Source organism: Pseudosulfitobacter pseudonitzschiae (assembly GCF_002222635.1).
Lineage (GTDB): Bacteria > Pseudomonadota > Alphaproteobacteria > Rhodobacterales > Rhodobacteraceae > Pseudosulfitobacter > Pseudosulfitobacter pseudonitzschiae_A.
Window position 1 is genome coordinate 1,787,100 of record NZ_CP022415.1, and the last position, 21,226, is coordinate 1,808,325.

A 21,226-nucleotide genomic window follows, 5' to 3' on the forward strand; every position below is an offset into this window, starting at 1 on the left:
ACAACCCAGCAGCAACTTTATCTTCGCGTTTCAGATTATAGGGCAGCCCCCGACCGCGGGTGGGGGAGAAGCCCCCGCCCATGGGGGCGGTCGGGGGCTGCCCGGCGTACCGCCGGGCGAAACAGACAAGACAGCGCACCATCACAACCCCTCCAACTTGGACGGATCAAACGTAGGCCCTGCCACCAAATCAACGCCATCCTTGCGCATCTTGACCTCGATGCCCGCCTCAACCAGCATCTGCTTCATTGCATCAAGTTTGGAGAAGTCTTTGGTTGCCATAGCGTCAGCACGCACAGCGGAAAAGTCCACTTCATAGGCACTCAAATCAACTTCGTTGCTGCTCACCCATTCGCCTAACTCCGCAGTCAACAGACCGAAAAGGTTTGCACTCGCAACAAATTCGGCCTCAATCTCATCAGCAGTTCTGACAATATCCTTAACTTTATGATACGCCCAAAATCGGTGTTCTTTCAGAGAGTCAGCCATTTTTTGCAAATGGTAGAAGACCATAGAAGTGTTGAGATCATTTTTGAGTTCTTGGACCACTAGCTGGCTCGGTTTCGAAGGGGCAATACCAGTGAGCAGGCCTCGCCACTTGCGCAGCGTCGCCTCCGCCTCTTCCCGCTTCTTCTCAGTCCAGTCCATCGGCTTGCGGTAATGCGTCGACAGCATCACGAACCGGATCACCTCGCCCGGAACCCCCTGCTCTAACAAATCCCGCACGGTAAAGAAGTTGCCCAGGCTCTTGGACATCTTCTTGCCCTCGACCTGCAGCATCTCGTTGTGCATCCACACGTTTGCCATGCGGTCGGTGCCATTGGCGCAGCAGCTTTGCGCGATCTCGTTTTCATGGTGCGGAAACATCAGATCGTTGCCGCCGCCGTGAATGTCGAACCTGTCGCCCAGCAGCGCCTTGGCCATGGCCGAGCATTCGATATGCCAACCCGGACGCCCGCGCCCCCACGGACTGTCCCAACCGGGCGTCTTGTCATCTGACGGCTTCCACATCACGAAATCCATCGGATCTTCTTTGTACGGGGCCACCTCGACCCTTGCGCCCGCGATCATGTCGTCAACCGACCGCCCCGACAGCGCACCATAGCGGTCGTATTCACGCACGCGGAACAACACATGGCCCTCTTTGGCATAGGCAAAACCACCGTCGATCAGCCCTTGGATCATCTCGATCATCTCGGCGATATAGGCCGTCGCGCGCGGCATGTGATCGGGCTCCAACGCGCCAATCGCGCCCATGTCGTCCAGAAACCACTGCGATGTCTCGGCGGTGATCTCGCCGATGCTGCGATCGCTCTCGGCGGCGCGTGCGTTGATCTTGTCATCGACGTCGGTGAAATTGCGCACGTAAGTCACACGCGGGTACTGCGTTTTCAGCAGACGGTAGAGAATATCGAACACCAGCACGGGCCGCGCGTTGCCCAGGTGCGCGCGGTCGTAGACCGTCGGCCCACAAACATACATACGCACGTTTTCAGGGTCCAACGGCGCAAACTTCTCTTTGCTGCGGGTGGCGGTGTTATACAGGTGGATATCCATCAGGCGTCCTCGCGCAGGGGTTAGCGCGGGCCTAGCAATTCTGATGTGTCATGGAAACAAAGAACCGGCCCGCTGATAGGATCAGCAGATAATGCAGCAGGTAATAATGATGCAGGTTCTTGTCATGACGCCAGCTAACCCACGGCGGCGCGCGGGGTCAAGTCCCTGATGCAGGTGGATGGTGTTGACAATTCCGGACCTCTCTGACCCCTTGGCCGAAAATTGACTGGGACAGGAGCGGCAAATGAAGCTTTCGCATCGGATTACAAATATCAACGGCGGCGGGTCGGACGGCTGGGACGTGTTCCTCAAGGCGCGCGGCATGATTGCCGAAGGTGTCGCCGTGACTGAACTGACCATCGGAGAGCACGACATCGGCACCGCAGCGCCCATTCTGCAAGAGATGCACCGCAGTGCGATGGGCGGGCACACCGGTTACGCGATGGTTCCGGGCATCAATGCCCTGCGCGACACAGTGGCGGCACGGGTGCAGGCGCGCACCGGTGTGCCCACCACCCGCGACAACGTCATCATCACCCCCGGCGGTCAGGCCGCCCTGTTTGCGGCCCACACCGCTGTCTGCGATTCCGGTGACACGGCGCTTTATGTTGATCCTTATTACGCCACTTACCCCGGCACGATCCGCGCGGTCGGTGCTGTACCGCAATCGGTGCCCGCATTGGCCGATAACGCCTTTCAGCCCCGCGCCAAAGACATTGCGGCGGCTGCGGAACAGGGCGCGGCATCACTGCTGATCAATTCGCCCAACAATCCCACCGGCGTGGTCTACAGCCGTGACACCCTGCAAGGCATCGCGGATGTCTGCAAGGCGCACGACCTCTGGCTGATCTCGGACGAGGTCTACGACACACAGGTCTGGGACGGCGAGCACATCAGCCCGCGCGCCCTTCCGGATATGGCAGAGCGCACGCTTGTCGTGGGCTCTATGTCGAAATCCCACGCCATGACCGGATCGCGCTGCGGCTGGATCGTCGGCCCCGAAGAGGTCATCGGCAATCTGGTCAATCTGGCCACGAACACAACCTACGGCGTGCCGGGCTATATTCAGGACGCCGCCAGCTTTGCGCTGAACCAAGGCCCCGAGGTCGAGGCAGAGGTTGCAGAACCCTTCCGCCGTCGTCGCGAAAAGGCGATGGAAGTGCTGGCCGCCCAGAACACCGTGACGCTGGTTCCGGCGCAGGGCGCGATGTACCTGATGCTGGACATCCGCGCCACGGGGCAAAGCGGCGACGATTTTGCCAACACCCTGCTGGATGCACACCACATTGCGGTCATGCCCGGCGAAAGCTTTGGTCAGGCGGCTGCGGGACACATCCGCGTGGCGATGACAATCGACGACGACCGCTTTATCGCGGCGTTGAAAACCCTGTGCGCCTTTGCGGCTGATCTGGCCAAAAAATAAGGGCGTCGTCATACGCGCCGCACCCGCCCGTTACACCAACAGCATGACGGGCGGGTGCGGTGTGCAGTGTGGCAAGCCCCCTGGGGTACGCGGGGAAAACCGCTGCGAATGTCACCTGACATAATCGCAATCTTGATTTAACCTGTTCCTATTTTAAGGAAAGGTTTTGCCATGAAGCGGATCGTTGCGACCCTTGCATTGGTGCTCTGGCCAGCGCTGGCCAGCGCGCAATTCTATCCCGATTACAATTCCATCACCGTCAACGACTTTGCCGACATCCTGCCCGACGACACCGAGGCTGCGATTTCGGCACAGCTAGACGCATTGCGCGACGACACCGGCATCGAAATGACAGTCGTCACCCTGACGCGGCAGGAAACCTATGACCCCGACAGCACGCTCGAGCAGTTTGCCACCGGCCTGTTCAACCACTGGGGCGTGGGCAATGCCGAACGCAACGACGGGATCATGGTGTTGGTCCTTCCCGAAGACAGGGCGATGCGGCTGGAATTGGGTGCCGGCTTTGGCGACGGTTGGAACGATGTAGCCGACGCCGTGGTCCAAGATGCCTTTTTGCCCGGGTTCAGGGACGGCGATTACCCCGCGGGCATAGCCCAAGGCGTCAGCGCCACCATCGACGTGATCGCCCGCCCCTTTGCCGCCAACACACCACCCCCCGAACCCGCAGCACCAGCCGAGGGCGGCGGCGGTTTGTGGTGGCTTTCAATCATTCCGCTGGGGTTGGTCGCGCTGATCTTCCAGGGCAAGATCCGGCTCAAATTGCGCAAATGCCCATCCTGCGGGACGCGCGGATCGTTGCAAATCAAGGACAGGACGATCGACGCGGCCACCCGCACTTCGAAGGGCAAGAAAGAGCGTACAACATCCTGTAGCAACTGCGATTTCGGGGATACGGCAATTATCATGGTGCCGATGCTGTCGGCCACACGCAGCTCTTCATCGTCAAGCAGCAGCTCGTTTGGCGGAGGCTCAAGCAGCGGCGGCGGCGCGTCCGGCAAGTGGTAAACCACCCGCCCGACATGCCGCCGCCAGTCGTGTTCATGTGGTCAGGACGCCCATAGGGCATCCTGACGATTCATTGCGCTTAGAAGTTGTACGAACCGCGCAGTGTGAATGAGGTCGCGTCCGCGTCCAAACCCGAACCTGCGATGTCGTCAAAGCTGTGCTCCAGCACTTCGCCGCCCATGGTGAAACGATCATTCACTTTGTAGGCGACGCCCAGACCGTAGAATTCACCGTTGTCGCTGCCAACCGATGTGTCCGCACGTGCGGCACCGGCTGTGGCATAGACCAGAGTGCGGCCAAGGTCATAGCCCGCTTTCAGTTTCAGGCGTGCAACATTGTCGGCTGTGCCGCCGCCGCCCAGATCAATGTCGAGCTGGTCGTAATCGACCTCGCCGCCCAGTACGAAACGACCAAAGTCGTAGTTGTAACCGCCGTGCACACCGTATGTGCCACCGGACCCATCCGCCGCGCCGGTGCCGTCGATGTCGGCATAGCCCAGTTGGCCACCAGCATAGAAGCCTGTCCAGTCGCCACCCGTGTATGCGGGTGTTGCGGGCACGATAACCGGTGCTTCGATCACCGGATCAGCGGGGGCGCCAGCATAAAGCGGGGCTGCGGCAGCCAGTGTAAGTGCGCCTGCGTAAACGATACGTTTCATTGTGTTGCTCCTAGTTTCATTTCTTAAGCATGCTTCGCCGTAGACACCGCAGTGCAGGTTTCTGCACGCAGCGTTGTGTTTCCACGGACTGTGAGCAAAACGCCATTTGCGGGGTTAAGTTCCACCCACATTTTCGTGTTCTGCAATCCAAGGCGGGAACCCGCGCAGGGCGGCGGGCCGTTAAGCGGTGATCAGCCGTGGTCCGATTGCGACCCTATGTCGCAAACGGGCAGGACAGACCGGCACGCACAGGCGCAGGATCGTTTCACCCCGTACAGGATCGCCGCTTTTGGCGCTCTGCCAAGGAGACTGGGATGCAGGCTGATCTGTGTAAAATCGCTCTTGTTGTGCGCACAATTGGTGCCGAACGCGGACGCGCCGCACGCGGCAGGCCCTAGCGATTTGCCACCGATCAACCCTGCCCCATTCTCTTGCACACGGAAATTGCACCATGAACGATCATTCCCCCTCGCGCACAGGTGGCCGCGCTGCGCGCCGCGCCGCACGCGCTGCCCCGTTGGCCGACCACCTGCGCCCCATCCGCGCCGGAATGTCGGGTGGACAGTACACCCCCCTCAGCGACGCGGATGTCTTGCGCATTCACACCGCCGCCCTTGATGCGCTGGAACGTATCGGGCTGGCGGATGCGCCGCCTTCGGGCGTGGCCCATCTGACGGCTGCGGGGGCGGCTCTGGGCGACGACGGGCGCATCCGCTTTCCGCGTGCGCTGGTTGAAGACACCATTGCCAAAGCCAACCGCACGCTGACCCTGCACAGCCGCGACGGGTTGCATGATCTGGATCTGTCAGGCACCCGCGTTCATTATGGCACCGCAGGGGCTGCGGTGCATATGGTCGAACCGGATGGCCGCAGCTACCGCGAAAGCACGGTGCAAGATCTGCACGACGCCGCGCGCATCTGCGACCGGCTGGACAATATCCATTTCGTACAGCGTCCGATGGTTTGTCGAGACATCTTTGACAACTTCGAGATGGACATGAATTCGGTCTATGCCTGCACATCCGGCACGACCAAACACGTCGGTGTATCATTCACCGACCCCGCCTTTGTCGCCCCCGCCATCGAGATGCTGCACTTGATTGCAGGCGGCGAAGCGGCGTGGCGCGAACGGCCCTTTGTCAGCAATTCCAACTGTTTTGTCGTACCACCAATGAAATTCGCCACCGAATCCTGTCTGGTGATGGAGGCGTGCATCAAACACGGCATGCCTGTGCTGCTGCTGTCTGCAGGCATGTCGGGGGCCACCGCTCCGGGCAGTATCGCGGGCGCGATCGTGCAGGCGGTGGCGGAATGTCTGGCGGGTCTGGTCTATGTCCACGCGGTTCAGCCGGGGGCGCCCGCGATTTTTGGCACCTGGCCTTTTGATCTGGACCTGCGCACAGGGTCGATGACCGGCGGATCGGGCGAACAGGCGCTGCTGACGGCAGGCTGCGCGCAGATGCATCGTTTCTACGACCTGCCCGGAGGAGCCGCGGCAGGCATTGCCGACAGCAAACTGCCCGACATGCAGGCCGGATGGGAACAGATGTGTTCAAACGTGATGGCGGGGCTGTCGGGGCTGAACATGGTTTACGAGGCGGCGGGGATGCACGCATCGCTGCTGGGGTTCTGTCACGAAAGCCTGATTATAGGCGACGATCTGATCGGTCAGGCAATGCGCTGTGTGCGCGGCATCGAAGTCACCGACGAGACGATGGCGCTGGACCAGATGGAGGCCGTGTGCATGGGCGGTCCGGGGCACTATCTTGGCACCGCCGAAACGCTGGGCCGGATGGAGATGGACAACGTCTATCCTGCCCTTGGCGATCGCACTTCGCCCAAAGAATGGGCCGAGCGCGGCAAACCCGATCTGATCGCGCGGGCCACAGAGCGCAAGAACGAAATCCTGTCGGAACGATCCGCCGCGCGGTTCGATCCGGCGCTGGATGCGGCGATACGGGCAAAGTTCAACATTCACCTGCCAGCATAGATACAAAATGGCGTCCGGCTCGGGGTTAAGCCGGACGCCCAAGGCGTTAGCCTTCCGAGGGGGCGGGCAGCATTCCGCTTTCGGTTGCGGCGGCGACTTCCTCTTCGTCAAGCGCCCCGTTGGCATCCAGATCAAGCGTGATGAACTGGTCGCTCGTCATCTCGGGATTGACCGACTGCACTTCGTCCAGTGTCAAAAACCCGTCCTGATTGGCATCCAACTCTGACAGCGTGTCTGCACTGGCAATCACGGGGCATGCAGCAACGGCAACGGCTGCGGCAAATGTGCTGAATTTGGTCATGATGGTACTCCTTTAGGTTTCAAGTCACGAGGCCTCGTTGGGCACTCATAGGGTTTGATGCGAAAACGGCGCATCGCGTCCCTGACGGGCTGACCACCATACCCCACGCGCGGCACCGCGCCGATCTGCGACAAAGACCTCGGCAAGCCGTCGCCCAAAAAGCCCCGCTTTGGAAAACCGGCAAGAAACCCCCGTCTGTTCAGCGTGTGCAACGCAGGGTTAGGTCGCGCCATGACAACACAAGCACCCCTGTCCCGCCTCATCCCAATGCTGACCCGCCGTGCGCGTCGGCTGACACGTTCACACAGCGCCGCCGACGATCTGGTGCAAGAGACCCTGCTGCGCCTGATCCTGCGCGCGCGCCATGGCGGGCCGATCGACGACCTGCCCGCCTATGCGATGCGCACGCTGACCAATCAGGCGCGGATGGCGTGGCGGCGTGCGCCGGTGACCGAGGAGCTGGAGGAAGATCATGCCACGGTGCTGCCCGATGCGCCCATGCGGCTGGACTATGCGGACACATTGAGTGCCATCGAAACGCTGCCTCGCGATCAGGCCGACCTGTTGCGGCTGGTCGCAGCGGGCGAGACGTCACCGGCCCGTCTGGCACAACTGACCGGCCTGCCCCAAGGCACAGTCATGTCGCGTCTGGCCCGCGCACGGGCAAGACTGCGGCGCATGTTGGAAGGTGAGATGGATGAAGCAGTTAAGTGACACCAGCCAATAAGCCCGCGCCTTAATCCTGCCGAAAAAAGGGGGGCGCATCGCATCGCCCCCCCTCAGGTCATGCGTTCCACGCCCGGTCGCCGTTGGCATCCTTGACCCGCGTCGGCAGGCCGATGTCATCCAGCAGCGCGAACAACGGCTTGGGGTCCAGTTCCTCGACGTTGACCATCTTGGCCACGTCATAGGTGCCATCCGCGATCAGCATGGCAAAGGCCACCGGCGGCACGCCTGCGGTATAGGAAATGCCTTGGCTGCCCACCTCTTCATAGGCTTCTTTGTGGTCGGCCACGTTGTAGACGAACACTTCTGCCTCGGCGCCATCCTTGGTGCCTTTGACCAGATCACCGATGCAGGTCTTGCCGGTATAATTCGGCGCAAGGCTGGACGGATCGGGCAGCACAGCCTTGACTACTTTCAGCGGGATAACCTCCAGCCCTTCGGCGGTCACCACGGGCTGTTCGGACAACAGACCAAGGTTTTGCAGCACGGTAAAGACGTTGATGTAGTGATCGCCAAAGCCCATCCAGAACCGGATATCGGCCTGCGGATAGTTGGCCGCCAGCGAATGCACCTCGTCATGGCCAGACATATAGGCCTTTTGCTTGCCAACGACGGGCAGATCCCATTCGCGGCCCACCTCGAACATGCTGTTTTCCTGCCAAGCGCCTTGCTGCCAGCTATAGACGGTGCCCGTAAACTCGCGAAAGTTGATCTCGGGGTCGAAGTTGGTCGAGAAATACTTGCCGTGGCTGCCCGCGTTGATGTCGACGATGTCGATGGATTTGACGTCATCCATGTATTCATCCACCGCGAAACGGGCAAAGGCATTGACCATCCCGGGATCAAAACCCGCGCCCAAAATCGCCGTCACACCGGCCGCCGCGCAATCCTCACGGCGTTTCCATTCATAGTTGCCGTACCACGGCGGGGTTTCGCAGATTTTGGCCGGATCTTCGTGAATCGCAGTGTCGATATAGGCAACACCCGCCTGAATACACGCCTCGAGAACAGTCATGTTCACAAAGGGCGAACCGACATTGATCACGATCTGCGCGCCCGTGCCTTTCAAAAGATCGACCACAGCGGCGGTGTTCATCGCATCCACCGCATGGGCCTTGAACACGCCGTCCTGTTTCATCGCGCCCTTGTCGTGCACGCTCTGGATGATGGCCTCGCATTTCGAAACCGTCCGGCTAGCGATATGCAAATCCCCCAACACATCGTTGTTTTGCGCGCATTTATGCGCCACGACCTGAGCGACGCCACCTGCGCCGATGATAAGAACATTGCGTTTCATGTATCCAAGAGACCTCTTATGTTTGGTGTTCAGGAAAGAGCCGCCAAAAAGTCGGCGTAATCGAATTCGCGCACCATGCGCAGGGTTCCGTCCAGTTCACGTATGGCGATGCCGGGCATCTTCACCCCATTGAACCAGTTTTTCTTAACCATTGTGTAACCGGCTGCGTCCTGAAATGAAATCCGGTCACCGGGTTTGATCGGTTTGTCAAAGCGGAATTCGCCAAAGATATCGCCCGCAAGGCAGGATTTGCCGCAGATCATCCACGCATGATCACCGCTGTCGGGGCTGACTTTGGCCGGTTCGCGGTAAATCAGCAGATCCAGCATATGGGCCTCGATCGAAGCATCGACGATGGCCAGATCCTTGCCGTTGTGCAGCGTATCCAGCACGGTCACTTCCAGCGTCGCAGCCCCCGTGATCGCGGCCTCACCCGGTTCCAGATAGACCTGTACTCCGTTGTCTTCGGCAAAGCCCTTCAGCCGCGCCGCCAGACGGTCCAACGGATAGCCTTCGCCGGTGAAATGGATGCCGCCGCCAAGACTGATCCAATCCATCTGCGTGATGATCGCGCCAAAACGGTCCTCGATCAGGGTCAGCATCTCGTCGAACCGCTCGAAATCGTCGTTTTCGCAGTTGTTGTGAAACATCAGGCCGCTGATCTTGTCGGCCACGGCGGCGATCCGGTCGGGGTCATGTTCGCCCAAACGGCTAAAGGGGCGCGCAGGGTCGGCAAGATCAAAACCCGAGGTGGACACACCCGGATTGACGCGCAGACCGCGCACATGCCCTTGGGATTGGATGTCGAACCGCTGTAGCTGGCCGATTGAATTGAAGATGATCTTGTCGCTCTGGGTCAACACCTCGTCGATCTCGTGATCGGCGTAAGCCACGGAATAGGCATGGGTTTCTCCGCCGAACTTCTCGGACCCCAAGCGCACTTCGTAAAGCGAGGACGAGGTCGAACCGTCCATATACTCCGCCATGAAATCGAACACTGACCAGGTGGCGAAACATTTCAACGCCAGCAGGGATTTCGCCCCCGAAGCCGCGCGCAGCCACGCGATTTTTTCCATGTTCTTCAACAGGTGGGATTTGTCGATCAGGTAATAGGGCGTTTGCATGGGCGTGCTCCCCTTGGTGCCGTGTCTCAAGGCGCCCACCTAAGGCGGCGAACGCGCTATGGCAAGTGCATTGGCCCATGTTGCGCAGTCAGTTGGAACCAGCGCCGGTGGCCCAGCCTGTTACAATCCCCGCGTTGTACAATCTTGCAAAAACGCGCGCGTGGGTCGCGCGGACGGGCACAGGCAGAAACACGACCTTGGGCACAAGTTGTGCCAAATCGCCAAGGCGCTGCATCCGCGTTTACTGAAAACGGTACCAATGACCCGCGCAATCTTAGCTTCGGCCATTGCCATGCTCCGGAGCGCAAGGTAGCAATTCGAAGAGATTACGAAGACCTTGGAGGAGGGAAAATATGTTTTTCAACAAGATACGCCAAACGGCCCTGATGGCTGTTGTCGCTACAATTTCAGCAGGCGTTGCAAGCGCCGAAACAGAAGTCAAAATCGGCTACGCACTGGCACCGGATTCACACTACGGCGTCGCCGCAGAAAAGTGGCAGGAAGTCGTCGAAGCCAAAACCGACGGCAAGTTCAAGTTCCGCCATTTCCCCTCGTCCGGTCTGGGCGGCGAGCGTGAAGTGGTCGAAGGTCTGCAACTTGGCACCGTCGAGGCGACAATTGTCTCGACCGGTACCCTCAGCAACTTTGTCCCCGCCACAGGCGTGACCGACATTCCGTTCCTGTTCCGCAGCCTCGAACACGCACGCAACGTGCTGGACGGCCCGGTAGGTCAGGAAATTCTGGCCGACTTCGACGGTGCCGGACTGGTCGCAGTTGCTTGGGGCGAACAAGGGTTCCGCCACATCACCAACAACCGCAATCCCATCGAGACACCCGAAGATCTGGCGGGCATGAAGCTGCGCACGATGGAAAACCCCGTTCACCTATCCGCATTCAACGCGCTGGGTGCGGCCCCCACGCCGATGGCATGGCCCGAAGTGATCGGAGCCCTGCAACAAGGGACAATCGACGGTCAGGAAAACCCGCTTTCGGTGATCGTTTCGGTTAAACTGAACGAAGTGCAAAAATACCTGACGCTGTCGGGCCACGTCTATTCGCCCGCCATGCTGCTGATCTCGAAACCGTTCTGGGATGGTCTGTCGGACGAGGAAAAAGCCGCTTTTGAAGAAGGCGCAACCGAAGCCGTCGTTGCCATGCGCGGTTTTGTGGATGATGTCGAGCAAAGCGGCGTCGAGACGCTGAAAGAGCGCGGCATGGAAGTGAATGAACTGTCCGAAGAGCAAAAGGCAGCGTTCCGCGCATCGGTCGAAAGCGCCTATGAAGGCTACTACGAAACCTACGGCAAAGACCTGATCGACCGTATTTCGGCGACAGAATAATCCGCATGCTGTAATCCAAGCGGCCGGAGCGCAAGCTTTCGGCCGCTTTTGTCATTGCCGGAGGGAATGGTGCGCAGGATCGAACGAATATTTGTGTCGCTCAACGAAGTGGCAGTGATTGGCCTGTTGGCGTCGATGACGTTGATTGTCGGCGCGAATGTCGCGCTGCGCTACACGACAAACCATTCACTGCCTTGGGCAGACGAAGCGGCGCGATATCTGATGATCTGGATGACGTTCCTGGGGGCCGGACTGGCGCTGCGGATGGGCGGGCATGTGGCCATCACTAACCTGCATGATTTCATCAGCACCCGTTCCCAAAAGCTGCTGCGCGCGGCCATCGTGGTGACGCTGCTGCTGTTTTTCGGGTTCATGGTCTATGTTGGCTGGCAATATATGGAACGCGCCCGCTTTCAGCAAACCCCTGCCCTGCGGCTTTCGTTTCGATATGTCTATGCCGCGATGCCTGTGGGTTTCAGCCTGTTGATCGTGCATCTGCTGTTGATCGCCAAACCGTTCATTCACGCGGGGCTGTACAAGCAAGCCGACGGCGCGACTGAAAATGCGCCGGGTGCTGCAAATGGCTGAAATCCTGTTTATCTCTTTGTTCGGGCTAATGATTCTGGGCCTGCCGGTGGCCTTTGCGATGGCTATTTCCGTCTTTGCCGCCATCGCCTTGGGCAGTTCCTACCCCGAGATTGTCGTCGTCAAAGAGATGTTCTCGGGCCTCGACAGTTTTCCTTTGCTGGCAGTCCCGTTCTTTATTCTGGCCGCCGAGATCATGACCGGCGGCGCGATCACCCACACGCTGCTGCGGTTTGCCTCTCAATTCGTGGGGCATTTGCGCGGCGGATTGGGCTATGCCAACGTGATCTCGTCTACCATGTTCGCGGGCATTTCAGGATCAGCGCTGGCCGATGCGGCAGGCCCCGGTGCCATGATGATCCGTATGATGGAAAAGGGCGGCTATGACCGGCCCTATGCCGGCGCTCTGACAATTTCCAGCGCTGTGGTCGGCCCGATCATTCCACCATCAATCGTGATGATCATCTATGCGCTGCAAGATCAGGAAGTGTCGGTTGGATCGCTATTCATGGCGGGGGTCATTCCGGGTCTGTTGCTGGCCTTGGGTAATCTGGCGACGAACGGATATGTCAGCTGGAAACGCGATTTTCGCAGCACCGAAACACGCCCCGACACGGTCGAGATGCTGCGCACCACCGCGATGGCCCTGCCCGCACTGGGCCTGATCGTTCTGATCGTCGGCGGCATCCGCGGCGGTATTTTCACACCCACCGAAGCCTCGGTGATCGCGGTGTTCTATGCGCTGTTCTGCGGCATGTTCATCTACCGCGCACTGCGCCTGCGCGATCTGCCTGCCATCATCCTGCGCGCCGCACTGGTCAGCGCCGCCGTGCTGCTGATTTTGGGGGCTGCGCGTGCCTTTGCCTGGGTTCTGGTGATCGAAGGCGTACCACAGTTCCTGGCCGAGACGATCATTGCGTGGAACCTGTCGCCCATTCTGTTCCTGTTGGCCGTCAACGTGCTGATGCTGGTTTTCGGCCTGTTCATGGACCCGCTTCCCGGCGTCATGATCCTTGTGCCGATTCTTGCCCCGATCAGCCACGCATTGGGGATTGCACCCGATCACTTTGCCATCGTCGTCATTGTAAACCTGACGCTGGGCCTGACGACACCTCCGGTGGGCAGTCTGATCTTTGTCGTCTCGGCGGCGGCAAATCTCAAGCCAGCCGCGTTGATACGCGAAATGCCGCCCTTTTTTCTGGCGAACTTCATTGTGCTGATGCTGCTGACATTCGTTCCGGTTCTCAGCACTTGGCTGCCACGGGTCAGCGGCTTTTGACGGTATGGATAACATGCGCCTGCTGCACGCCTGAACTGAAAACCGAAAAGGCGAACAGGCACGATCAGCCAAATCCTGAAGATTCGGATAAACGACGCACTGCAAGCTACTGAATACATGAAAAAAGGGAGAGCCGAAGCCCTCCCCTGAAGTCTCGCCGTTCAGGCTCAATATGTTAACCGCTCGGAAATTTTTTTGCCTGCGGCCTGAACGTCGTCAGGGGGCGAGCGCACCCGCCCCGTGTCAAGGTGGGAAGGACAATATTCCGCCCCACCCTATGTCGTCGGGGGTCTGGCATTATTTGGGATGGCCGGACCCCCTTGCACGTTTTCCGCCAAGGGAAACGTGATCTCTTTGTCAACTACAGCCGGACGTGCCGCCGCAGGTGTTGCATTTCATGCAGGTGCCGTTGCGCACCAGCGTATAGTTGCCACATTCGCCGCAGGCTTCCCCCTCATAGCCCTGCATCTTTGCCTTGGTCCGCGCATCCAGACTGACCCCGCCCGACGCCACGGCGGTTGTCGCCATGCTGGCCCCGCCCGTGCCGGTGGCCACTTGGGGCACCAGCGTTTGCAGGGACACGACAGGGTCGGCCATACCGCCTTGCAACAGTGTCAGATCCTGCGGCAGACGTTTGCGCAGATAACCGGTGGACGAGATTTGCTTGAGCACTTCCAGCGACCGGCTGGCGGCGGTTTCGCTGATCTCGCTCAGGTTGCTGACACCTTCCTCGACACCGCGCCCGATGCTGTCGAATGACGCCCCTTCGGGCTGCACATGCGCCAGATCGGTGCGATCCAGATAGGACACAGCCAGTTCGCGGAAGATGTAATCCAGGATCGACGTCGCATTCTTGATGCTGTCGTTGCCCTGAACCATGCCCGCAGGTTCGAATTTGGTGAAGGTAAAGGCATCCACAAACTCTTCCAGCGGCACACCGTATTGCAAACCAACTGACACCGCGATGGCAAAGTTGTTCATCATGGCGCGGAAACCGGCACCCTCTTTGTGCATGTCGATAAAGATTTCACCCAGATTTCCATCCTGATATTCGCCGGTGCGCAGGTAAACCTTGTGGCCGCCAACGATGGCTTTTTGGGTATAGCCCTTGCGACGCTCGGGCATCTTTTCGCGGTGCGATTTGACAATCTCTTTGACGATGATCTTTTCAACGATCTTTTCGGCCAGCACCGTGGCTTTTTCCTGCGCCGAACCCGATGCCAATGTCTCTTCGGCTTCTTCATCGTCTTCGACCAGTGCCGACGCCAGCGGTTGCGACAGTTTCGATCCGTCACGGTACAGCGCGTTGGCCTTCACACCCAGCGACCAGCTAAGTTCATAGGCCTTTTGGCAATCCACGATCGTGGCATCGTTGGGCATGTTGATCGTCTTGCTGATCGCGCCCGAGATGAACGATTGCGCGGCGGCCATCATATAGATGTGGCTGTCGACGCTCAGATACCGCTTGCCCTTTTTGCCGCAGGCATTGGCGCAATCGAAAATCGCGTAATGCTCGGGCTTCAGGAATGGCGCGCCTTCCAGTGTCATGGTGCCGCAAACGTGGTCGTTGGCCAGTTCGATGTCGCGTTTGCTAAAGCCCAAGTGGCGGAGCAGATCAAAGGTGGGATCGTTCAGCTTGTCCGCAGGGATGCCCAGCACCTTGGTGCAGAACTCTTCGCCCAGGGTCCACTGGTTGAACACAAACCGGATGTCAAAAGCGCTTTCCAGCGAGGCATCGACCTTGGCCAACTCGTTCGGGCCAAACCCGTGACCGGTCAGCGAGGTGTGGTTGATACCGGGTGCGTTGCCGATGGTGCCGTGGCCCACCGCATAGCTGACAATCTCTTCGATCTGCGCCGACCCGTAGCCCAGCTTTTCCAGTGCCGCAGGCACCGAGCGGTTGATGATCTTGAAATAACCGCCACCGGCCAGCTTTTTGAACTTCACCAGTGCAAAGTCGGGCTCGATACCTGTGGTGTCGCAGTCCATCACCAGACCGATGGTGCCTGTGGGCGCGATCACCGTTGTCTGGGCGTTGCGATAGCCGTGCTTTTCGCCCAAGGCCAGCGCCTCGTCCCAAGTGGTCTGCGCCATCTCGACCAGACGCATGTCGGGGCATCCGGCAACGTCCAGCGGCACCGGTTTCACCGCCAGCTTCTCATAACCCTCGTCATTGCCATAGGCTGCGTTGCGGTGGTTGCGGATGACGCGCAGCATGTGCTTGGCGTTTTTCTTATAGCCTGGAAACGACCCCAGCTCGCCGGCCATTTCGGCGGAAGTGGCATAGGCCACGCCGGTCATGATCGCCGTCAGCGCACCACACAGCGCGCGCCCTTCGGTGCTGTCATAGGAGTAGCCCATGTTCATGAGCAGACCGCCAATGTTGGCATAACCCAGACCCAGCGTGCGGAAGTCATAGGACCGCTGCGCAATCTCTTTCGACGGAAACTGCGCCATCATAACACTGATTTCCAGCGTCACGGTCCACAGACGCGCGGCATGCATGTAATCTTCGACCTGAAATTCACCGTCCTTGAGGAACGTCAGCAGGTTCATCGACGCAAGATTGCAGGCGGTGTCGTCCAGAAACATATATTCCGAACAGGGGTTCGAGCCGCGGATCGCGCCGTCAGCGGGGCATGTGTGCCATTCGTTTACGGTGTCGTGGTACTGGATGCCCGGATCGGCACAGGCCCATGCGGCATGGCCCACTTGTTCCCACAGATCGCGGGCGCGGATCGTCTTGGTCACGCGGTTGTCGGTGCGGCTGATCAACTCCCAGTCGGCGTCTTTTTCAACAGCCGTCAGGAATGCGTTGGTCACGCGGATCGAGTTGTTCGAGTTCTGGCCCGACACCGAGCTATACGCTTCGGAATCCCAATCGGTGTCATATGTGGGAAACTCAATGCTGGTGTGGCCCTGCTTGGCGTAATCCAGCACGCGTTTGATGTATGTCTCGGGGATCGCGACCTTTTTGGCATCGCGAATGGCGGCTTTCAGTCCTTCGTTCACCTTGGGATCATAGGCGTCTGCCTCGGCGCCGTCCCATGCCCTGATCGCGGCAAACAGCGCGTTCAACTTCTGTTCGTGCATCTTCGAGCCTGCGACGATGCTTGCCACTTTTTGCTCTTCGATGACTTTCCAGTTGATGAAATCCTCGATGTCGGGGTGGTCCGCATCGACAATCACCATCTTGGCGGCGCGGCGTGTTGTACCGCCCGATTTGATCGCACCAGCAGCACGGTCACCGATTTTCAAAAAACCCATCAGGCCGCTGGACTTGCCTCCGCCCGACAGTTTCTCGCCTTCGCCGCGCAGGCTGGAAAAGTTGGTGCCGGTGCCCGAGCCGTATTTGAACAGGCGCGCTTCACGCACCCACAGGTCCATAATGCCACCGTCGCCCACCAGATCGTCGGCCACGGACTGGATAAAGCAGGCGTGCGGTTGCGGATGTTCGTATGAGGATTTGGAACGAGTCAGTTTGCCGGTCTGGTAGTCCACATAGTAATGGCCCTGTGCCGGACCATCGATGCCGTAGGCCCAGTGCAGGCCCGTGTTGAACCACTGTGGGCTGTTGGGTGCCGCGCGCTGGGTCGCCAGCATGTGGCGCATTTCGTCGTAATAGGTTTGCGCGTCGGCCTCGGTCGAGAAATAGCCGCCCTTCCAACCCCAGTACGCCCAAGCGCCTGCCAGACGGTCGAACACCTGCTTGGACGACGTCTCGCCGCCCATCTCGGCGCCTTTTGCCGGAACCGAGCGCCACAGGAATTCGGGAACGCCCTCTTCTTTTACTTTTTCGACCTTGCTGGGCACGCCGGCCTTGCGGAAATATTTCTGCGCGATGACGTCGCTGGCCACCTGGCTCCACGATGATGGCACTTCGACGTTGTCGAGATGAAAGACGATTGTCCCGTCGGGATTGCGGATTTCGGAAACGGTCGTAATGAAATCCAAGGATGCGTAGGCATCTGCTCCGGCTTGGGTAAACTTTCTGTCAATTTTCATCGCGCTGCCTCATGTCCAGCTTTTCAATTTGAAACGCTGACGTTGCAGCGGTCCGCTTGGGTCTCCGGCCGGGTTGAAAACAGACACGTACTGGCCAGCTGAAATGCAAATTTCCAGCATGGGATTCGTCGTATCTGACGTTAATACTCTGTCCCGGTGTCATCAGTCTGCTCTTAGTGTTGTCCACTAAATGTTGTGGTGACTGATGGTGTCTGCACAACCTGACGTATCAGACGGCCTTGCGTCAACGAAATTTTTAGAATTTTTTTGACCGCTCGGGACTTGACCGTATCTATCGTTCGGCGCGTTCCACCGCCAGAGTGATTCAGCCGGTTCTCGCGGTGGAAAAGCTTCGAAATGTTACCCACAGGCAGGGTGGGGAATTTCTGAATACACTGGCAAGCTTAGCCCAAACACATGAGGTTGTTCATGAAGTTGTCCCCAGCTTCATCCCCTCCTTCTGCGCTGCGGCGTGAAACGATTTGTCCTTGGTTGGCATTTATGGTCGTCTGGGTGCAAATGGCAAAAAGGGCACGCTTATGAAACCGATCACGGCACTGTTGCCTATCTTATTGGCGGCCTGTTCTCCACAATATGTAGAGACAATCGTAAGCAACCCACAAGATTTGCCGGTCCGGCGCGCATTTTTCTCGGAAGACCCGGAAGTGCTGCACGAAGCATTCCGTGATGCTTGCGACTCACCCGGTGACACGTTGGCGACGCCGTCGCGGGGAATCGTTCAGTGCCGTACTCTGCCCACACCCGATTTCGCCGCGTTCTTGTTGCTGGAATATGACGGTGCGCTGAAAACCCCCACCGTGGTCATGCAAAAGCAGCAGCGCCGCACCGATGCAGGGCCCGACAGCTCGATGATCGAATTCAGCTATTTTGCCGAGGTGCCGCAGAAATCCGGCAATTCGCGGCGCATCTATTATAAAGACCGCCAACTGGACCAGTTGCTGGACCAGATGATGCGCGCCGCCGGTGGCAAATCCATCGACTGAACATGCCTGATCCGGCGCGCGCTTGGCGCGTGCCGTAAAAGATCAAATATCGTGGGATTTATATGGTCGGGGCGAGAGGATTCGAACCTCCGACCCCCTGTACCCAAAACAGGTGCGCTACCAGGCTGCGCCACACCCCGAACCATGCGCGGTGCATAACGACCACCCCGCCGATTGAAAAGAGCAAAAGCGCGCAATCCGTTCTATTCTGTGCAAGGCCACGCAGCATCGTTGTCTGAGAAGGTCGGATGGCGCACCTGAGTGCCCTCGGTGATGCCCAACCTTTCGGCCAGACCACCGTTGATTTCCAACGCCGCCAACAGATTCTCGCCCCCGAAAATCGGCGTCTCGTCCAGCGGTATCGCGCGGTGGTGAATGTGCTGCACCACGCCCTGCGCATCAATGAACAGCATATCCAGTTCGATCAGCGTATTGCGCATCCAGAACGACATGCGGCGCGGGCTTTCATAGACAAACAGCATTCCCGCCGATTGCGCCATTTTGCTCCGGTGCATCAGCCCTTGCGCGCGTTCTTCATTATCGTCGGCAATTTCAACATTGAACCGCGCCCGGCCCCAGTCCCCGCGCAGGTCCACGGCTTCGTCCGAACAGGCCGCCCAAAGCGCATTGGCGCCAAAGATCAGAAAAAGACCGGTAAACAAAGTGCAGCGCATTGTCAGTCGTCCTTTGACAGCGCCGCCTCCCAAGCGTGAACTTCGGCGGCCATGCGACCACGTTTGCCATCAATCACCCGCATTGCCAAGGCTTCGCCCGGTTGCAGATCAGCCAGCCCCGACCGGCGCAACACCTCGACGTGTAAAAACACATCATCGTGCTGGCCAAAGACATTGGCAAAGCCGAACCCCTTGCCCTTGTCGAACCATTTGACCCGCCCCGGCAGCAACGGAACATCCACGATGCCGATCTCGGCCAGATCCGCCAACGCCTGATCGCTTTCGGTGCCGTGGGGTGGGACGATCGACAAAACCTCGACCGCCTGAACGCCGCGTTCGGTGTTCTGAACGGTTACATTTACCTGCGCCTGATCCGCGACCGAACTTTGTCCGAAATTGCGCAACACATTGACGTGCAGCAATATATCAGGCCCGCCGGTGTCAGCAATGATGAAGCCGAACCCTTTGACCGGGTCAAACCATTTGACCAGCCCGGTGACGGATTCGAGTTGTGAGTCTTCATCTTCCACGAGGTCGTCTTTCATACGTCCGGCTGTTCCAGCATTTTTCATCCGCAAGACTTGCACGATTTAGACTCTGCTTTTCAAGCGTGAAAAGATTATAAAAATCAGTATTCTGCATTTCGCGCTGCGCGAGATTCACGGGTTCAGGCGGTTGATCTCCCATGGTTCGGCTTCGGTTTGCCGCCGCCATCTGTACCTGTCGTGCAACCTGAAATCACCATCCGCCCAGAATTCTATCTCGACCGGCGTGATCCGGTAGCCGCCCCAGAACGGCGGGCGTTTGGGGTTGGTGCCGTGCTGTGCGGTCACTTTTGCGACCTCGGCCATCAGCGTCGCGCGGTTCTTCAGCGGACGACTTTGCCGAGAGGCCCAAGCGCCCAGTCGGCTTTTGAGCGACCGCGAGGCATAATAGGCGTCCGCCCGCGCTCCGTCCTCGCGGGTGATAGTGCCGCGCACCCGCACCTGACGGCGCAGCGATTTCCAGTGCATGACAAAGGCCGCAGTCCCTGCATGCTCCAGTTCCTGCGCCTTGACGCTTTCATAGTTGGTGTAAAAAATGAACGCATCGTCGGTGATGTCTTTCAACAGAACCATCCGCGCATTGGGCAGGCCAGTTGCGTCCACCGTTGCCAGCGCAATGGCATTGGGGTCGTTTATTTCCGACGCCTCGGCCTCGGCCAACCAGCTGCGTACCAAAGCAAAGGGATCGTTCCCTGCGAATTTTCCACTGCGTTCCGCCATTTCTGTCCCCTTGGATACCTTCAAATCGTTCATGCCCCGATTTGCACCAGTGTAACACACCGCACATAGACCAAGACCTATGTATACCAACTCTCTTGATGGCATCGGGTCAATCGCCTAAAGGTCGCTGAGATAAAGTGGCTTGCAGGCATAGGGGTTATTGATGGCGCATGAGCTAATGAAGGGCAAACGTGGGCTGATCATGGGCCTTGCCAATGACAAGTCGATCGCATGGGGCATTGCCAAGATGCTGGCGGATGCCGGCGCGGAACTGGCATTTTCCTATCAGGGCGATGCGTTGAAAAAACGCGTGGGGCCACTGGCGGCACAATTGGGCAGCGACATCGTCCTGCCCTGCGACGTGGGTGACGAAGAGTCGATTGACGCATTGTTTGCGTCGCTGAAAGACACGTGGGGCAATCTGGACTTTTTGGTACATGCCATCGGTTTTTCCGATAAATCCGAGCTGCGTGGCCGCTATGTCGATACCAGCCGCGGCAACTTTGCCATGTCGATGGACATTTCAGTCTATTCGTTCACGGCGGTGATGCAGCGCGCGGAAAAGATGATGAACCCCGGCAGCAGTGCGGTGACCCTCACCTATTACGGTGCCGAAAAGGTCATGCCGCATTACAATGTCATGGGCGTGGCCAAGGCCGCTCTTGAGGCATCCGTGCAGTACCTTGCCGAAGATTTGGGCAAAGATGGCATCCGCGTCAACGCGATCTCGGCGGGTCCGATCAAAACGCTGGCCGCCTCGGGCATCGGTGATTTCCGGTACATAATGAAGTGGAACGAGTACAACTCGCCCCTGCGCCGCAATGTTACCATCGAGGACGTGGGCAAGGCCGCGCTCTATCTGCTGTCCGATCTGGGCAGCGGGACCACGGGCGAAAACCTGCATGTCGATGCAGGCTATCACGTGGTCGGCATGAAGGCGGTCGACGCCCCCGACATTACAAAGTGATGCAA

Annotated in this window: 18 protein-coding genes and 1 tRNA gene; 9 read left to right on the forward strand and 10 right to left on the reverse strand. The window is 58.8% G+C overall.

Going from position 1 to position 21,226, the window contains the following annotated elements:
• Positions 1-141 precede the first annotated feature (141 nt).
• On the reverse strand, positions 142-1,560 hold the full coding sequence (gene cysS / locus SULPSESMR1_RS08670; RefSeq protein WP_198362879.1) for a cysteine--tRNA ligase: 1,419 nt from the start codon (positions 1,558-1,560) through the stop codon (positions 142-144).
• Positions 1,561-1,801: 241 nt separating this feature from the next.
• Here cysS and SULPSESMR1_RS08675 point away from each other — a divergent pair, with 241 nt between their 5' ends.
• Together SULPSESMR1_RS08675 and SULPSESMR1_RS08680 are read left to right on the forward strand one after the other, a co-directional pair.
• Positions 1,802-2,980: a pyridoxal phosphate-dependent aminotransferase gene (locus SULPSESMR1_RS08675; protein WP_089420456.1), complete on the forward strand. Its 1,179-nt coding sequence runs from the start codon at positions 1,802-1,804 to the stop codon at positions 2,978-2,980.
• Positions 2,981-3,151: 171 nt separating this feature from the next.
• Entirely contained in the window at positions 3,152-4,006 is an 855-nt protein-coding gene (locus tag SULPSESMR1_RS08680; protein WP_089420457.1) for a TPM domain-containing protein, read from the forward strand.
• Between the two features lie 79 nt (positions 4,007-4,085).
• On the opposite strand, the gene SULPSESMR1_RS08685 is transcribed toward SULPSESMR1_RS08680, so the two are convergent.
• Positions 4,086-4,664 (reverse strand): outer membrane protein, encoded by a 579-nt coding sequence (locus SULPSESMR1_RS08685; RefSeq protein ID WP_089420458.1) that lies wholly within the window; start codon positions 4,662-4,664, stop codon positions 4,086-4,088.
• 451 nt (positions 4,665-5,115) lie between these two features.
• Here SULPSESMR1_RS08685 and SULPSESMR1_RS08690 point away from each other — a divergent pair, with 451 nt between their 5' ends.
• Positions 5,116-6,654 carry a trimethylamine methyltransferase family protein gene (locus SULPSESMR1_RS08690; RefSeq protein ID WP_089420459.1) on the forward strand — a complete coding sequence of 513 codons (1,539 nt, stop codon included), beginning with the start codon at positions 5,116-5,118 and terminating at the stop codon, positions 6,652-6,654.
• Positions 6,655-6,700: 46 nt separating this feature from the next.
• Here SULPSESMR1_RS08690 and SULPSESMR1_RS08695 read toward each other — a convergent pair whose 3' ends face one another.
• Positions 6,701-6,955: a hypothetical protein gene (locus tag SULPSESMR1_RS08695; RefSeq protein WP_089420460.1), complete on the reverse strand. Its 255-nt coding sequence runs from the start codon at positions 6,953-6,955 to the stop codon at positions 6,701-6,703.
• Positions 6,956-7,186: 231 nt separating this feature from the next.
• Between SULPSESMR1_RS08695 and SULPSESMR1_RS08700 the strand changes: the two genes are divergently transcribed.
• Positions 7,187-7,669, forward strand: coding sequence for an RNA polymerase sigma factor (locus SULPSESMR1_RS08700; RefSeq protein ID WP_089420461.1), 483 nt, complete (start codon positions 7,187-7,189; stop codon positions 7,667-7,669).
• A gap of 70 nt (positions 7,670-7,739) precedes the next feature.
• On the opposite strand, the gene SULPSESMR1_RS08705 is transcribed toward SULPSESMR1_RS08700, so the two are convergent.
• The gene (locus SULPSESMR1_RS08705; RefSeq protein ID WP_089420462.1) at positions 7,740-8,978 is read right to left on the reverse strand and encodes a saccharopine dehydrogenase family protein; all 1,239 of its coding nucleotides are present in this window, start codon (positions 8,976-8,978) and stop codon (positions 7,740-7,742) included.
• Positions 8,979-9,007: 29 nt separating this feature from the next.
• Positions 9,008-10,102 carry a carboxynorspermidine decarboxylase gene (locus SULPSESMR1_RS08710; protein WP_089420463.1) on the reverse strand — a complete coding sequence of 365 codons (1,095 nt, stop codon included), beginning with the start codon at positions 10,100-10,102 and terminating at the stop codon, positions 9,008-9,010.
• Between the two features lie 386 nt (positions 10,103-10,488).
• Between SULPSESMR1_RS08710 and SULPSESMR1_RS08715 the strand changes: the two genes are divergently transcribed.
• The 3 genes from SULPSESMR1_RS08715 (at position 10,489) to SULPSESMR1_RS08725 (ending at position 13,306) form a co-directional block, all read left to right on the forward strand.
• Positions 10,489-11,442, forward strand: coding sequence for a TRAP transporter substrate-binding protein (locus tag SULPSESMR1_RS08715; protein ID WP_089422238.1), 954 nt, complete (start codon positions 10,489-10,491; stop codon positions 11,440-11,442).
• Positions 11,443-11,511: 69 nt separating this feature from the next.
• A complete protein-coding gene (locus SULPSESMR1_RS08720) occupies positions 11,512-12,030 on the forward strand; it encodes a TRAP transporter small permease (RefSeq protein WP_089422240.1) in 519 nt (172 codons plus the stop codon).
• Entirely contained in the window at positions 12,023-13,306 is a 1,284-nt protein-coding gene (locus SULPSESMR1_RS08725) for a TRAP transporter large permease (protein WP_089422239.1), read from the forward strand. Before SULPSESMR1_RS08720 ends, SULPSESMR1_RS08725 begins: the two co-directional genes overlap by 8 nt.
• Before the next feature lie 357 nt (positions 13,307-13,663).
• Here SULPSESMR1_RS08725 and SULPSESMR1_RS08730 read toward each other — a convergent pair whose 3' ends face one another.
• Positions 13,664-17,311 (reverse strand): vitamin B12-dependent ribonucleotide reductase, encoded by a 3,648-nt coding sequence (locus tag SULPSESMR1_RS08730; protein ID WP_089420464.1) that lies wholly within the window; start codon positions 17,309-17,311, stop codon positions 13,664-13,666.
• 539 nt (positions 17,312-17,850) lie between these two features.
• Here SULPSESMR1_RS08730 and SULPSESMR1_RS08735 point away from each other — a divergent pair.
• The gene (locus SULPSESMR1_RS08735; protein WP_157728992.1) at positions 17,851-18,315 is read left to right on the forward strand and encodes a hypothetical protein; all 465 of its coding nucleotides are present in this window, start codon (positions 17,851-17,853) and stop codon (positions 18,313-18,315) included.
• 63 nt (positions 18,316-18,378) lie between these two features.
• Here SULPSESMR1_RS08735 and SULPSESMR1_RS08740 read toward each other — a convergent pair.
• The 4 genes from SULPSESMR1_RS08740 to pdxH form a co-directional block, all read right to left on the reverse strand.
• A tRNA-Pro gene (locus SULPSESMR1_RS08740) sits at positions 18,379-18,455 on the reverse strand.
• 63 nt (positions 18,456-18,518) lie between these two features.
• Positions 18,519-18,989, reverse strand: coding sequence for a DUF192 domain-containing protein (locus SULPSESMR1_RS08745; RefSeq protein WP_089420466.1), 471 nt, complete (start codon positions 18,987-18,989; stop codon positions 18,519-18,521).
• A gap of 2 nt (positions 18,990-18,991) precedes the next feature.
• The gene (locus tag SULPSESMR1_RS08750; protein WP_089420467.1) at positions 18,992-19,534 is read right to left on the reverse strand and encodes a cold-shock protein; all 543 of its coding nucleotides are present in this window, start codon (positions 19,532-19,534) and stop codon (positions 18,992-18,994) included.
• Positions 19,535-19,648: 114 nt separating this feature from the next.
• Entirely contained in the window at positions 19,649-20,254 is a 606-nt protein-coding gene (gene pdxH, locus SULPSESMR1_RS08755; protein ID WP_089422241.1) for a pyridoxamine 5'-phosphate oxidase, read from the reverse strand.
• Positions 20,255-20,417: 163 nt separating this feature from the next.
• Between pdxH and fabI the strand changes: the two genes are divergently transcribed.
• A complete protein-coding gene (gene fabI, locus SULPSESMR1_RS08760; RefSeq protein ID WP_089420468.1) occupies positions 20,418-21,221 on the forward strand; it encodes an enoyl-ACP reductase FabI in 804 nt (267 codons plus the stop codon).
• The last annotated feature ends 5 nt before the right edge of the window (positions 21,222-21,226 follow it).